This is a genomic window from Thioclava arctica (genome assembly GCF_040892615.1).
In the GTDB taxonomy this organism is placed as follows: domain Bacteria; phylum Pseudomonadota; class Alphaproteobacteria; order Rhodobacterales; family Rhodobacteraceae; genus Thioclava; species Thioclava arctica.
In genome coordinates, this window is the sequence record NZ_JBFRYC010000014.1 from 44,592 (window position 1) to 59,310 (window position 14,719).

Annotated in this window: 13 protein-coding genes and 1 pseudogene; 8 read left to right on the forward strand and 6 right to left on the reverse strand. The window is 56.7% G+C overall.

All coding sequences use genetic code 11. From position 1 onward, the window contains the following. Nucleotides 1–215: 215 nt before the first annotated feature. The 7 genes from AB4874_RS17005 to AB4874_RS17035 all read left to right on the forward strand — a co-directional run bounded on the left by AB4874_RS17005 (nt 216) and on the right by AB4874_RS17035 (nt 9,206). On the forward strand, nt 216–2,144 hold the full coding sequence (locus AB4874_RS17005) for a glycosyltransferase family 2 protein (RefSeq protein ID WP_368392871.1): 1,929 nt from the start codon (nt 216–218) through the stop codon (nt 2,142–2,144). Nucleotides 2,145–2,156: 12 nt separating this feature from the next. Further along, on the forward strand, nt 2,157–2,729 hold the full coding sequence (locus tag AB4874_RS17010; protein ID WP_368392872.1) for a hypothetical protein: 573 nt from the start codon (nt 2,157–2,159) through the stop codon (nt 2,727–2,729). Continuing rightward, entirely contained in the window at nt 2,729–3,568 is an 840-nt protein-coding gene (locus AB4874_RS17015; RefSeq protein WP_368392873.1) for a class II fructose-bisphosphate aldolase, read from the forward strand. The genes AB4874_RS17010 and AB4874_RS17015 overlap by 1 nt, the downstream gene beginning before the upstream one ends. Beyond that, nucleotides 3,568–5,109 (forward strand): xylulokinase, encoded by a 1,542-nt coding sequence (locus tag AB4874_RS17020; RefSeq protein WP_368392874.1) that lies wholly within the window; start codon nt 3,568–3,570, stop codon nt 5,107–5,109. Before AB4874_RS17015 ends, AB4874_RS17020 begins: the two co-directional genes overlap by 1 nt. Next, the gene (locus AB4874_RS17025) at nt 5,109–6,263 is read left to right on the forward strand and encodes an iron-containing alcohol dehydrogenase family protein (RefSeq protein ID WP_368392875.1); all 1,155 of its coding nucleotides are present in this window, start codon (nt 5,109–5,111) and stop codon (nt 6,261–6,263) included. The genes AB4874_RS17020 and AB4874_RS17025 overlap by 1 nt, the downstream gene beginning before the upstream one ends. 17 nt (nt 6,264–6,280) lie before the next feature. Then, nucleotides 6,281–7,000, forward strand: a complete 720-nt coding sequence (locus AB4874_RS17030; protein WP_368392876.1) for a phosphocholine cytidylyltransferase family protein — start codon at nt 6,281–6,283, stop codon at nt 6,998–7,000. Between the two features lie 154 nt (nt 7,001–7,154). Next, nucleotides 7,155–9,206, forward strand: coding sequence for a CDP-glycerol glycerophosphotransferase family protein (locus AB4874_RS17035; RefSeq protein ID WP_368392877.1), 2,052 nt, complete (start codon nt 7,155–7,157; stop codon nt 9,204–9,206). Between the two features lie 70 nt (nt 9,207–9,276). Here AB4874_RS17035 and AB4874_RS17040 read toward each other — a convergent pair whose 3' ends face one another. Beyond that, entirely contained in the window at nt 9,277–9,942 is a 666-nt protein-coding gene (locus AB4874_RS17040; protein WP_368392878.1) for an HAD family hydrolase, read from the reverse strand. Nucleotides 9,943–10,002: 60 nt separating this feature from the next. Here AB4874_RS17040 and AB4874_RS17045 point away from each other — a divergent pair, with 60 nt between their 5' ends. Next, nucleotides 10,003–10,797 (forward strand): inositol monophosphatase family protein, encoded by a 795-nt coding sequence (locus tag AB4874_RS17045; protein WP_368392879.1) that lies wholly within the window; start codon nt 10,003–10,005, stop codon nt 10,795–10,797. On the opposite strand, the gene AB4874_RS17050 is transcribed toward AB4874_RS17045, so the two are convergent. The 5 genes and pseudogenes from AB4874_RS17050 to AB4874_RS17070 form a co-directional block, all read right to left on the reverse strand. Further along, entirely contained in the window at nt 10,794–10,928 is a 135-nt protein-coding gene (locus tag AB4874_RS17050; RefSeq protein ID WP_295530229.1) for a hypothetical protein, read from the reverse strand. The genes AB4874_RS17045 and AB4874_RS17050 overlap by 4 nt on opposite strands. 27 nt (nt 10,929–10,955) lie before the next feature. Beyond that, nucleotides 10,956–11,226 (reverse strand): annotated as a pseudogene (locus AB4874_RS17055) (transposase); the annotation flags it as partial. A 91-nt stretch (nt 11,227–11,317) separates the two neighbouring features. After that, entirely contained in the window at nt 11,318–12,556 is a 1,239-nt protein-coding gene (locus tag AB4874_RS17060; RefSeq protein WP_295529947.1) for an MFS transporter, read from the reverse strand. A 237-nt stretch (nt 12,557–12,793) separates the two neighbouring features. Beyond that, on the reverse strand, nt 12,794–14,119 hold the full coding sequence (locus AB4874_RS17065; RefSeq protein ID WP_368392880.1) for a TRAP transporter large permease: 1,326 nt from the start codon (nt 14,117–14,119) through the stop codon (nt 12,794–12,796). After that, the gene (locus AB4874_RS17070) at nt 14,116–14,712 is read right to left on the reverse strand and encodes a TRAP transporter small permease subunit (RefSeq protein ID WP_295529953.1); all 597 of its coding nucleotides are present in this window, start codon (nt 14,710–14,712) and stop codon (nt 14,116–14,118) included. Before AB4874_RS17070 ends, AB4874_RS17065 begins: the two co-directional genes overlap by 4 nt. Nucleotides 14,713–14,719 lie beyond the last annotated feature (7 nt).

The window sequence follows — 14,719 nt, forward strand, 5'->3', positions numbered from 1 at the left end:
CAATCTGGCTCGCCATTGAACGCTTCAAGAGCAAGATGAGCGTCGCCGATGCGGTTTGGCGACGACCCGCTCCACCCGTCTCCGCCGTTCCAGGAAATCCCACCTCTCAGCGGCAAAAAGCAACCCTTGGTTGTATCTTACTAGCGTCACTGACGATCTGACGCTATACGATCAGAAATTTCGGACGATGGCCTAGAACTATTTTGAAGACGGTTATGCAAATGATTGTTGAGGAGCTTGCGACGAGCCTGAAGGTGTGGGCGGAAGGATGCCAAGCTATCCAAGCGCGTGAGGCTATTCCGATTAGCATGCCGGATCGTAGCAACTCTAACGAGCAGATTGATGATATCTTCTTTGCTCGCGGGCTGGACCTGACCAGCCTTAGTGGCAAAGACACTCTTACAATGGCCGGCTATCAAGAGCTGCAAACAGGCACGCTGAGAAACTCGTTCTACACCTCTATATTTGCGCGCCACACCGATGTGCGCGACGTGCAGTTTCGCATTGTGACTCGGGGTGATTTTGAAGTCACCCTCTTCAGCAGCGCGACAAATTCTGGCGTTAAGAACCTGAAAAAGCTGACGATTAAAAGCAGTGAAGACGGCGAGCCAGTGACAACGACAGCCCGCGTGCGGCTGGAAGGGGAAGCAGGCAAGAACGCGCGTCTGTTCTGGTCGGGTGTGGCGCTGCATGACAACGCCCAAATCCTTGACACATCGTGGGATGCGATAGCGCCAAGCACGGTTGATGGCAAAATGCTGGTCGTGCTGCGCACCTTTGGGCGCACCTTAGACATTCTCGACTTGCTGACGAGCTTTGAAGAGCAGTCGCAAGGCAACCCCGCGTATCAGCGCGCGCTGCGCAACATCAAGTTCGTGGTGCTCGACACCTCAGCTGGTCTGACACCCGAATCATATAGCCTGTGCTCGTCTTTCGAGCATGTTGATAGCTTTGCGTTTGAAGGCCCGAACATGGGCGGTGGCGGCAATATGAGCCAGATTTTGCTGGTGATCGAAGACGCCGTTGAGCGGTCGGGTGTCAGCATCGACGAAATGCTGTTGCTTGATGACGACCTGTCGATTTCGATGGAAACGCTCTACCGTCATTGGGCCAGCGTGCTGTTTCGGACCGACAACACGCTGTTCACCTTGCCAGTGTTCACCAAGTCAGAGCCACGCCGCATGTGGGAAGACGGCGCATTTTGGGGCCGCTTTCTGGACGCGGATTGCCAGCCCGACCGAAAGTCTATCGCGCCGCGCCTGATCCGCCACAACTACCAGTTTGAAGGCTACAAGCACCTTGATGAGCTGGCCGTGCCGAACTACCCGGAATATTGCACGTTCATCTTTTTGAGCCTGCCCTATACGCAGTTTAAAAAGCTCGGCTTTCCGCTCGCGTTTTTCTTGCGCGGTGACGACATCGAATACAGCCTCCGGCACAACCGCTCGGGCGGCAAGATCATGTCAAACCCGAACCTAACTGCTTGGCATGAGCCCGCGCATTCCTACGGGCAAGAGTATATGTCGATCTCGCACGGCATCATCATCAACATGGCCTACGGGCAGGATATGGCTGATGACTTCGTGTCGTTCTTCCAAAAGCGAGCGCTTGCGCACACAAGCGTCTCCGATGTGCGCGGGATCGAGCTTTACACGGAAGTCCTGCGTGATCTGAACAGCCGCGATGTGTTCCTCGAACACAACTTCAAAGACCACTACGTGCAAAAGCTTGGCTTCTTCAAAAAGTTTGATGCCGAGTATGAGCACCTGCCTGCGGAAGTGCAGCGCGACGTTATTACGAAGGCCGAGAAGCGTGGGCAACCAATCGTTCGGAGCGGCTTTCTCTATATGCCCGTCGCAGCCCAGTCCGAAATTGCTCAGGTTATGCTAGAAAATCCGCATACAGAGACAGTGAGACTCTATCGCTCGAAAGACAAAGAGAACCTCACCGCCCTCACCAAAGCCCTGAGCGCCTTCTATGCGGCCCTAGCCCAATTTGACGCCGAGTATGACGCGATCAAGGCGCATTACGGTGAGCGGGTCGAACGTTCCACAGGGCGCACATTCTGGCTGGACGAGATGGAGGTGTCGAAAGGCGATCTTCGGATCTTGACCAGATCTGAGTTCCTCGCAGCTGCGGAATAGGATGCGAGCAGAATGGAAACAGCACGCAAATTATTTCCCAAACGGCACCTTTTGAAGATCAAAGGCGATGATCTATCCAAGCACGAGCCGGTTTTGTTGATAAATGCTCAATCAGAGCAAGCGATCGACGCAAATTGCAGCGAGCGCACGTTCTCGCTGGTGACGCGTGAGCAGGCCGCAGAAGACTGGCGGACCGGTGTTTACTGGTATCTTGACCCTCAGCAAGACGGCTCATGGCGCATCTACAACCAAGGACAGGCCGCACATTTGCTCGGCGGCGCACGCGGGGCCGTTCACCTGTTTGGCGAGACGGCGACCAAGAAAGACAAGGGCGCTAGCTGGGGGCTTTATGAGCACAAAGACAGCGGCACCTATGCGTTGCGCCCGCAAGAGGAAGCCTGGCTTACACTCGTAGAGGGCGAACTGTCGCTCGAAACCTTTTCAGCAGAAATCCCCAAGACAAGCCTCTGGAAGATTGAACGCCCCGTAGGCGCCAAGCCAATGGTTGAGAGAGAGACTGCGCCGCCATCACTTCCCGGACGCGTCCGCCGCCTGCTTGGACGGATCAAAAGGAAAGTGATGTAATGCAAATTTCCGATCACATGAAAGATGCCGTTGAGAAAGGCTATGCGCTCGCCGCCTTTAACGCGCCAAGTTTTGACGCGATGTCCGCAATCGCAAAGGCGGCCAAGGTGCAAGACAAACCGGTTATTATCCAGACATCCGCCCGCTTGGTGAAACAGCACACAGCTGATGCTGTCGGGCAATGGTTTCGAACCGCGAAGAAAATCTGGGGCGCACAGTGCTACCTTCATCTAGATCACTGCGTGGACCTCGCCTTGATATCGGACTGCATTGATGCGGGCTGGGACATGGTTATGTTTGACGGTTCTCACTTTGAGATCGGCAAGAACATTGACCTCAGCCAGCAAGTCAGCGCGATGGCGCACCGCAAGGGCGTTGCCGTTGAGGGTGAGATTGGCTGTATCGGCGGAGAAGAAGACGGGCTGTCAGCCGATGCCAACTACGCCAACCCAGACGAAACCGCACGTTTGGTGGCAGAAGGCGGGCTCGATTGCATCGCTGTTGGGTTTGGGAATGTTCACGGCGACTACGAAACCAAAGCCAACCTGCGCTGGGATATTTACGAAGCAGCCTATGACGTGACGGGTTTGCCCTTGGTGCTGCACGGCGGCTCGGGCCTGACAGACGCGGAGTTCGCCCGCGCTATTCGTGCCAAATCAGCCAAGGTGAATATCTCGACTGATTTGAAGAAAGCATATGTTCAGGCGCTCGAGTCTGCGGAGATGAAGGGAAAAATTCTAAGCGCTCCATCAGCCGTGCATGACGCCATTTTCGAGTCCTGCTTCGACGTCGCTGGAACTTACATCAATAAATTCAACCCTACCGAAGGAACACTCTGATGATTATCGTTTTAAACCTTGGTCTAAAGAGCGTTCGGTCCATTATCTACAACGAACAAGGTATGCGAATTGCGAATGCGGGCCGCAGAGTGAACTCGCGTTTGAACGGGGAACTTGTTGAGCAGGATGCGCACGAATGGCGCACCAAGCTGATGGAAGTTCTGCGTGAATCGGTCGACGTTTCGGGCCTTGGCGGGAAGATCAAATATGTCACCGTTGCATGCTCGGCGAGCTGCCTTGTCCCTGTCGACAGAAACCTAGTGCCAAAATGCCGGGTTATCATGGTGTCAGACAAGCGCGCACGCGACCAAGCTGCGCGCATCTCGCAATCGGAAAACATGGTGAAACTGGCGCAGAAATACGGCTATAAAGCTTCTGAATACAGCCAGATTTCCCGCATGTTGTGGCTCAAGGAAAACGACCCAGCCGCTTACGAAGGCACTTGGAAGTTCCTAGCGCCAAACGACTACCTGACCGCAGTCTTGACGGGCGGGCAGGCCGTAACGGACCAGCTGAACGCCGAGAAGAACTTCTTTGATACCGAAGCGGGCAGCTACCCGGACGCGCTCTATGACGAGTTTGGCCTCGACACTGACAAGCTTCCCGAGCGTGTCGACATCGGCACCAATGTTGGCAAGCTCGACAAAACCTTGCTCGCGGAAGCGGGGATCACCAGCGACCCGGACATGATAGTCGGCACCTATGACGCTATCTGCTCTGTCTTTGGCACTGGCGTCAGCGCGCCGGGCCAGGTTTGCGACGTGTCAGGCACCGTGACGTCCGTGCGGATGTATTCCGACAAGCCCTTCCATGATGACAAGGGTCGGATCATGTGCCAGCATTTTCCACCTAGCAACGGCTACCTTTTTGGCGGGTCAAATAACCTTGGCGGCGGGCTTATCGAGTGGGCGAAGACATGCCTCTACACCGGCGACGAGAACCCCTACGAGAAGATGCAAATTGAAACCGAAGGCGACGGGTCATTTGGTTCCAACCGCACCGGGCTTGTGTTCTTGCCGCATTTGCTCGGCGCACGCGCTCCAAGCTGGAACTCGGATGCCAGAGGGATCTTCTTCGGGCTTGAACGCCATCACACACGCGGCGACTTGATGCGCTCAATCTTTGAAAGCGTCGCATTCTCGATCCGCGATTTTCTGGAAATCTTCCATGAAAGTGAAACATCTCCTGAGATGATCACTGCCAGCGGCGGCCTTGCAACAATCAGGATCGCAAACGAGATCAAAGCTTCGATCACGGGCTTGCCCTATCACTTCATGGCTGAGTTTGAATCCACCAGCCTTGGTGCCGCGATCATTGTGATGTGTTCGCAGGGCCGGTTTGAAAGCTACCAGCAGGCCTGTGAGCAGATCGTTGCGACCAAGCAGATATTCTTGCCGCGTGCTCAGGACAAACAATACTATGACGACATGTATGGCCTCTATACAGAACTCAGCATTCAAGCGGATCCGCTGTTCCAGAAGCGCAAGGTGATCATGGAAAAGCACCGCATCAGTGTCGGTGAGTTTGTGGAGAACCTTTGATGGCCAGTTTTGACATTGCGACACGCACCAAAGCCATTTTTGGCGAAGGCAGGCGCGCCGAGCTTGGCGGATTGATTGGCGAGACGGCTGGCTCAACAACGCTGGTTGTTGCCTCTGCAGGCGCCCTCAAGCGGGACATGACGCAAAGCATCGTGGCAACGCTTAAGGCGCAGGGACCCGTTGTGATCTGGGACAAGGTGCAGCCGAACCCGCGTGTTTCTGACATCGACGCCTGCTTGGAAGCCCATAAAGACAGCGGCATTTCTCATATTGTCGGCATCGGCGGTGGCAGCGCGCTTGATCAGGCGAAAGCCACGGCAATGGCGCTCGACACGGGGCTGACCATCGCAGAGCTTTTGAAGTTGAAGCCGGGCCTGCCCGTGCGCCGCAACACACTAATCTTGATGCCCACGACCAGCGGCACGGGCGCCGAGCTAAGCTATGGTGCTATTCTCACCGACACCGTGAGCGGAGAAAAGCTGGGCTTGCGCGGGGCCAACCAAGCGGCCGACTACGCGATCGTCGACCCAGAGCTGACATATTCCTTGCCGCGTTCAGAAGCCATGATCACCGGCTTTGATGTGCTCACGCACGCGCTTGAAACCTTCATTTCAACAGCGGCCACGCCCTACACGACTGATCTCTCCAGAGGCGCGGTTGAACGTGTCTTCAAGCACCTGCCAGTGCTGTTTGATGATGGCAGCAACATCGAAGCCCGCGCAGAACTTTCGTATGCCAGCATGATGATGGGCATCAACCTTGCCCTCTCGACGACATGCATGCCGCACCGCCTGCAATACCCGATTGGCGCAGAAACCGACACGGCGCACGCAGCTGGCCTCGCGGCGATTTACCCCGCTTGGTTGAAGCATCTTGTCCCGCATGCGGAAGAGAAGCTCGCGCAATGTGCCGACTGGATCGGCGTTGGCGGCAAAAACCAAGCTGAAAGCGCGCGCAACTTTGCACGGGCCACGGTTGCGCTTTTGGAGCGGATCGAGCTTACGCCGACGTTGCAAGAGCTGGGCGTAACCGAAGAAGCGGTTGGCCGTTTTGCATCGGAAGTGAGTGGCAAACTCGAAACCGACCCCAGCTTTAAAGCACGAGACGATCTCGCCAAAATATATCAAGACGCTTGGTCTGGCGCGGGTCTGTAACCCATTAGGAGAAGTCTATGAAAGCCGTCATTCTTGCCGCGGGAAAAGGCAGCCGTATTGCAGATGTTGCGGTCGAAACACCCAAAAGCTTGCTTCCGCTTGGCGACACGACATTGCTGGGCCAATCCCTTGGCCACTTCAAAGCACATGGTGTCACCGAGCTTGTTATCGTTACAGGCTACAAGCGTGACATGGTCGCTGACTATACGCGCCAACACTGGGACGGCGCACTTGAGGTGGTCTATAACCCTCACTTCGAGCGCACAAATGTGCTCTATTCTTTCTGGCTGGCGATGCCCTATTTGGGCGACGACGACTTTCTGTTTCTGCACGCAGACACTGTCTTCTCCGACGAAGTCATCGCCCGCGTAGTTGCACATCCAAGCTCCGCTCAGATGGTCTTCGCCGTTGACGATCACCCGTGCGAAGAAGAAGAGATGAAGGTTCTAACCAAGAGTAACTTGGTGACAGATGTGAACAAGCAAATGGAGCCAAGCACCTGCAATGGTGAGTTCCTCGGGCTTGCGCGTGTGTCTGGCGAGCAGACAAAAGGTTTGCGCCGCCATGCAGAGCGCCTGTTTGAAGAAGGCGCAATGCAGTCCTTTTTTGAAATGGCCGTACAACGCATGATCGACGAAGATGGGCTTCAGGTCGAAGTTTGTGACGTCACAGGATTGTCTTGGCGCGAGGTCGACTTCCCGGAAGATTACGAAGCCGCCCGCGGTTTCTTCGGATGATCAAACGTCCCTATCATGCACGTTAATTGCACCCCCCTTCCCGAAGCACGAGGTTTGGGAAATACAGCCGATTTTCGCCGCAATCGCATCTGCTTGCGTTGCTTATCGTTATTGTTTTTGCACACAGAACCGCTGCGAGATAGCTTTGACGAGCATGACTTATTATGGTGGCGTTGAAATGGCTTCAGATCCTGAATTTTCAGAAGAAGAGCTTGTTCAAAAAGCCCATGACGCCTCGGCGCGCCAAGCGAATGATGAAGTCTTGACTGTGTGTGAAACGCTTCGTGCAGCCTATCCGAAATCTGCACATGGCTATGGGCTTGCCGCAGTGGCCTTGCGCAGGCTCGGACAAGTAGACGCATCCAACGCAATGGTTTGGAAATCGGTCAAAGCCATTGGTCTGCGCCCGTGGCACCTTATAACGATGGCCGACACGGCAATGGACTTCAAGGATTGGGACGAGGCCTTACGCCGTTGGAAAGACCTTCGCATGGCCTTTCCCGCACACCAGAAGGGCTATTTCCGCGCCGCCGTTGCACATCGCGAGATGGGGCAGCTCGAGGACTGTGACAGGCTGCTGGAAGAAAAGATGTCGCGGATGAAGCCTGAGGCGCCAGACTTTAACCTATGGGCAGACTCTGCCATCGACCGTGGCGAGTGGGAGCTTGCCGCCGACCGGTTGGAACAAATGCAGAAGGCGTTCCCGAAAGAGCCGAGCGCCTATGTAGCCGGTGCGCGTGTGATGAGCGCGTTTCAGCACGAAAAGAACGCAGCGCACGACAGCCAATACGCCGAAAAGCCGCGCTCTTTGATGCAAGAATTTGACGCTCTGTACCGCGAAATGCGCGACATAAGCTTTGGCCTGCAAGACATGATAGACGCTGCTGGCTGGATCGTGCGCTGCCGCGCTGTCTCGCCGCAAACCAGAGGCGCGCAACGCCTCTTCCAGCTTGCGGAAACGGATAAAAACCTCGCCAAGGTTCTTGCGGGCGAAACAATTGCGCCGCCCACCTACAGTGCTGATCGTCCGATCAAGCCATTGTTCTTTTTTCCGATAATCACGCAGACAGACAACCTGACACCGCTGCTGGAGAAAATGGCGCAAGACCCGCGCTTTGAGCCGATCATTTTGTGTTCACGCAACCGGGCCAACGACTACGACGACAGCTACGCGTTTTTCTCAAAGACCTATTCACATAACCCGCGCATCACGGTCATCGACGGTGGCGCGCATGTTAACGAAAACATCAGCCCCTATGAGCTAGGTGCTGACGTTGTATTCTTTCACACGCCGTATTCGCACGGGCCGAGCTATCCGTTCTTTTTGTGGGCCGGATTTGTGGCCCGTCACACCCGCGTTGCCCACGTAAACTATGGCTACTTCCTGCTTACGCTCGAAGGCACGGAAAAGCACATTTATGACAACCCGCAAATTCAAGTCGCTGACATGGTGTTCAGTGAAAGTGATGTGAGCGACAGGGTTTTTCGCGCCAGCTTCGGTGATGAGCGGGTGCACAAAACCGGCTACCCTAAATTCGACAGATTCCGCGCCTGCCTCGAGACCGTGCCGTTTGAAGAGCGCGTAAAAGGCAAAGACAAGCTGGATGTCATTTGGACGCCGCACTGGCAGATGGCGGAAGACCCGACCGGTGGCACGCATACCTCAAACTTCACGCGCTATGTTGACACCATGCTCAAGCTTTCAGAGCGCGATGATGTAGTTTTGCACGTCCGTCCGCACCCGCTTTTGCGGCCGCGGCTCAAAGTTCTCGGCATGTATGACTTCGATGAATTTGACGCGATCATGGATACGTTTGAAAAGAACGGTGCTGTTGTCTATCCGGCCAATGAAGGTGTTTCATATGTTGAAGCGCTCATGTCGGCTGATGTGCTGATTTCTGATTTCAGCTCTCTCGTGCCCGAGTTTTTCATTACAGAACGCCCGATCATTTTCTGCCGGACAGACGATGTCTGGAACAACGGCAAATGGATCGGCCCGTTTGGCAAGACGCTCATCAATGAGGGCTGCTATACCGTCGACTCTGAAAATGAGTTGCTGGCGATGCTCTCAACAATCGTCGCTGAGCGAAAGCACCCGAAAATGCAAAACATGCAGCGGCTCATTTCCGAGAACAACCTGTTCCCGGAAGGCTCATCATGCGAGCGGATCGCGGATGTTGTGGCGCAGCGCATCACTGGCGGCTGACAGCGCGGTCAAGCAGCAACCAGCCCGACGTCGTGTACAGCGGCGCGACGGCGTGACCCTGCTGCGCTTTTCAGCCCGTCAGGAATAGCCGGTTGAATTCCTGATAGTTCGGCACCCGGTAGCTGCAATATGCCTCAAAGTCAGGTTTCAGACATTCTGCGCCGATCCCTATCGTCATCAACCCCGCCCCATGCGCCGACCTCACGCCCGGAAGCGCATCTTCGACCGCAAAGGCGTCGCGCGATTCAAGCGCAAGCTGTCGCAGCGCGTCTTGATAGGGCAAAGGGTCAGGTTTTCCCTTGGCCAGTTCGGCCCCAGACACGACGACCGAAACGCAACGACTCAGCCCTAATTGTTCGAGCGCCTCATGGATATGGCGCCGGGGGGAGGATGAACAAACCGCGACCTGCAACCCGGCATCTGCAAGGTGCTGCACGGCCTGTGATGCACCGGGCAGAGGCTGACGCATCAGCGGCAAAAGGATGTCTGCCTCGGCACCGATCTGATGGGCCAACGCGCCAAGGCGAGACGCACTCAGATCGGGGCCAAGGACATGGTTTAGAAACCCACGCAGGCCGCGCCCCACGAAAGCGTCGTAAACCGATTGCGCTACCTCAATGCCCAAAGACGCAACAACGCGGCGTTTCGCCAATTCCCATGCGGGTTCTGACACCACCAGCGTGCCGTCCAGATCGAAGATCGCGGCGCGAAACTGCAAAAGGCTTCGAGTTGTCATTTCTTGTCCCAAGCCTTGGATGGTAGGGTCTGTTCAGAAAAGCATTCAAAGGGAAATGCCATGCCGTCCCAAGACCTTGAAACCCGCTATATTGCCGCCCGTGCGATCGCCCAGGAGGTCGGGGAAATGGCGCTGGACTACTTTCGCAGTTGGGCAGACCTGACGGTTGAGATCAAGGGACATCAGGATTTCGTCTCCGAAGCCGACAAGAACGTCGAACTTGCGGTGCGGGCGAAATTGGCAAGCGCCTTTCCCGATGATGGCATCGTTGGCGAAGAGGGCGCGGCGGTTCTTGGAACGAGCGGCTACACTTGGGTGATTGATCCCGTGGATGGCACCACGAATTTTATCAACGGGATTGCGCAATGGTGCGTCATCCTGGCCTGCGTCTTTCAAGGTCAGGTGGTGATCGGGGTCGTGCATGACCCGGTGCATAACGAACTGCATCACGCGGTTTTGGGGGGTGGCGCCTTTTGCAACGACCGCGCGATCCGATGTTCGCTCAAAACCAGCCTGCAAGAGGGGTCGTTGGGCGTGGGCTTTTCCGGTCGCACGCATGGCGACGGCATTCAGCGGCTTGTGGCGCTGTGCAGTGCGGCGGGCACTATGTTTTGGCGCAATGGCTCGGGCGGGCTGTCGCTGGCTTATGTCGCCTCCGGGCGTATTCTTGGCTATGTAGAAGAGCATATGAACGCGTGGGATTTCATGGCCGGGCATCTGCTTGTTTCAGAAGCCGGGGGCATTAGAGAGCCTGTCGACATCGAGCATGCGCTTGTACATGGAGGCCGGGTAGTGGTGGCCGGGGCCGGCGTCTATGACGCCACAAAAGCATTGGCCGAGGCGGCTTTTTCTTAATCGTTCGAGATCAGAACCGGGCCTGAAACTGCGAATGAAATGGTGACCTCCTCGCCGACTGAGAAGGGGGTGCCCACATCCTCTGCGGTGGCGAAAGCCGTGCCGAAAGCCGCGGTGACCGTATATTCCATCCGAGTCCCGACATAGGTTGCCTTGGCGATCAGCAGGTGCAGCGGGCCGTAAGAACCACGATGGGGATATTCACCGCCAAGGTCTTCTGGTGGCGGCTGAGCGTGTTGAAGTCGGGCACCGCCCCGTCGAGGCCGACCAGCCGTAGCAGGCTCTCGACAAACCCGGTCGTCTGCCAAAGCGCCATGCCGAACAGCATTTTCATCGAAAGACAGGTCTAAATCGCGGCGGCGCTGGAGCGCTTCATTGTAGGCCGGCCAGTTCAGGGTCTTGTAGGTCGGGGGGTGTCGGCCTGTTCATGCGACCCAGCTGTCATGCTGGATTCACAAGATGAATCCCCTCACATGATTTGTGCAGCAGAGCCGCTGGGTTGGCATGCATCTGGTGCGCCTTAGCGCAAGATTTCCCGTCTGCGCACGATCCCAGAGGCAAGCGTCAGCGCGATCGATGCCAGCACGCACCAACCCGACATCCAGAGCATCTGCGTCGCAAGCCCGATACCCATATCGATCAGAAGACCGCTTAACCCCGGCCCAATCGCGGTCGAAAGAACCATCGCGGCAACCACAATCGCTCGAATGCCACCCAGATTTGCGACGCCATAAACCTCGGGCCAAAGGGCTCCCAGCAGCGTCGAGGTAAACCCATTGCTGATCCCGAGCAGCAGCATGAAGACATAGACCCCCCAAACAGGCGTCACCAGCGCAACCGCCGCAGCGGCCACGGCCAGCGGTGCCAGAAAGAACGGCAACAGTTTCAGCGCCCCGATACGGTCCACCAGAAACCCGCATAAAATACCCGAGAAGACGGTCATGATCGACGTAATCGGAAACGCTATCGCAAAAACGCTGGGGCTATAGCCGCGAAGCTCTATCAGATAGCCTTGCTGGAAAAATATCACGGTCGCGATGTAAGCGGGGGCAAGCGTTCCGGCGAGAAGCAGATAGAGGACGGGATCAAAGATCACCTCTTTGCGGGTCCAGTCCCGGGCGGTCCGATGCTGCGCCCTTTGTATGTCATCGGATTGGGGCGTTCGCTCGACCCGCATCAACAGATAGATCATCGGGAAGCCCACGATCAGAACAAGAATGGCGCACGCAAACCAAGGCATCCGCCAATTCCCGGTCGCGGCCGTCATAAAAATCACCAGCGCCGGGAGAAGCGTTGATCCCAATTGCTGCCCCGGGGTAATGAGCGCGATGGCGCGACCGCGATTGGCAGAAAACCAGCGCCCGATTTCCGTAAATGCCGTTTCGGTCATCATGCCCTGCCCGAAAAGGCGCAGCAAAAACAACGCGAAGCCAAGGATAATGACATTCGGAGCGAGCGCCATCAAAAGGCAGGCCAATGCCAAGGCAGGCATAGTGAAGCGTATCACCTTCCAGCCAGGCATCACATCAAGGCTGCGCCCAAGCCACAAAAGGGTGACAGCGCTTGATATGGTCGCGATCATATACAGACCGCCAAAAGCCCCGCCCGACAGGTTGAAGGTCGCGCGGATATCGTTGCCGAAAAGTCCGATGAAGAATGTCTGACCGAAGGACGAATAAAACGTCAGGAGAAACCCGCCCCCCAGCCACCGGGCGTTGTGCATCACAAAGCGGGCAATCTCGCGCAGGGATGAGAGCATGTTCAACGCCTTATTCCATAGTCGTGTTATGCAGAAAGGAACCTTGCAGGATGGCAACCCAACGGCCCACACCATCACCCCGCGCGATCAAACACCATCCAAGGGGCGGCATCAATCCGTGGCAGGGCCAGCGTTCAATCTGAATTGCCAATGCTCTGATATACTGAGGAGAACGGCCTCAAGCTGACGCCTCATGGGCAACACCCGGCCACGACATGCGCGGCCGGGTGTTGCGTATCAATGTCCGGTGATGCCGGGGAAGGCGACCAGCAGCCCAACGGCAAACACCTGAATCGCGATGAACGGCAACAGCGAGCGGAAGATCTCGCCAAGGCTGACATCCTTTGGCGCGACCGACTTGAGGTAGAAGGCGGCGGGCCCGAAGGGTGGCGACAGAAAGCTGACCTGCATATTCATCGCAAACAGCACGCCAAACCACACCGGGTCATAGCCCAGATCCTTCACGATCGGCACAAAGATCGGCATCGTCAGCAGTGCGATCCCGACCCAGTCCAAAAACATACCCAGGAAGAACAGGATCGCCATCATCGTCAGGATCACCACGATTGGCACATCCGACACGCCCTTGAGCAGCGCCGAGACGAAATCAATCCCGCCCATCAGGTTGAACACCCCCACCAGCGCAGAGGCCCCAATCCCGATCCACACAATCATCCCGCACGTGCCCAGCGTTTGCAGCGCCGCCCCTTTGAGCATCGCAAACGTCAACTCACGCCGGATCAGCGTCGAAAGCATCACCCCCGCCACGCCCAGCGCCGAGGCTTCGGTGACGCTGGCGATCCCGCCATAGATCGAGCCCAGAACAAAGCCGATCACCAGAACCGGCAAGACCAGCCCTTTAAGCAGCTTGAGCTTTTCCGACCACGGGCGGTCATCGGGTTCGGGCATCGGCGCAAGCTCGGGGTTGAGTTTGACGCGGATAATCACGAACAGCACATAGAATGCCGCCAGCATGAAGCCCGGAATAAAGGCCGAGCTGAACAAATCGCCAATCGAAACATTCGCGGTCAGCCCGTAGATGATCAGCACGATCGAGGGCGGCACCATCGTGCCCAGCGACCCGCCCGCACAGATCACGCCAATCGCGAGCTTGCGGTCATAGCCCTGCCGGATCATCTGCGGCAGCGCCAGCAGACCCAGCAGCACGATTTCGCCGCCGATAATGCCCGACATCGCCGCGAGGATCACTGAGACGAAAATGGTCTGGATAGCCACCGCGCCCCGCATCCGCCCGCCGACCAGTTTCATCGCCTCGAACAGATCGCGCGCGATGCCGGATCGGTCCAGCAGCGCCGCCATCATCACGAACATCGGCACCGAGACGAAGACAAAGCTTGAGACGAACGAATAGACCCGGCTGGTAATCAGCGGGACCGCCATCGGCCCGAACCAGCCCAGCGCGAAGATCAGCGCGACCAGCAGCGTCACGAACGCCAGCGGGATGCCCGTCAGCAACAGCGCGATCAGCAGCACGAACAGCAACACCGTGCCATAGCCGATCCCAAGCGCCGACAGATCGAAATGCAAAAGATGTTCGATCATTTGGCGGCCCCTTTGCTGGGCGTGCCGCGCAGATAGCGCACCGCCATGATCAAGAATTGCACCACCATCAGGCAGAGCACGACGAACAGGAATATCTTGAGCAAAGCCGGGAAGATCGGGTCCCAGGCACTGCCCGAGGTTTCAAAATGAATGCCTCCGCCGGGGCGAATGACTGCCTTGGTGACCATCCCGAAAGCGGCCCAGGCAAAGAAGCCGGCAGCGAACAGGCAGACCAGCGAGATCACCGCATCAAGGATGCGTTTCGCGCGCCCGGTCACCAGATCGTAGATCAGCACGACGCGGATATGGCTGTTGCGCACCACGCAATATAAACCGCCATAAACAAAGGCCATCGCACAGAGAAAAATCGTGGTTTCATGCGCCCAGATCGTCGGGCTGTCGAAACCATAGCGCAGCACCACCTCGTTGAGCAGGATCAGCGCGGAGGCGATGATACCGATCGCAAAGACGATCCCGAACGCGTCGATCGCGCGGCCCAAAAAGCCTGTTTCGGGGATCGCACCGTGTTCGGCGTCAACTTGTGTGGGTTCGGGCGCGTGTGGCGCGCCCTCGTTCGGGTCGGGCTTGGACATGGGGGAA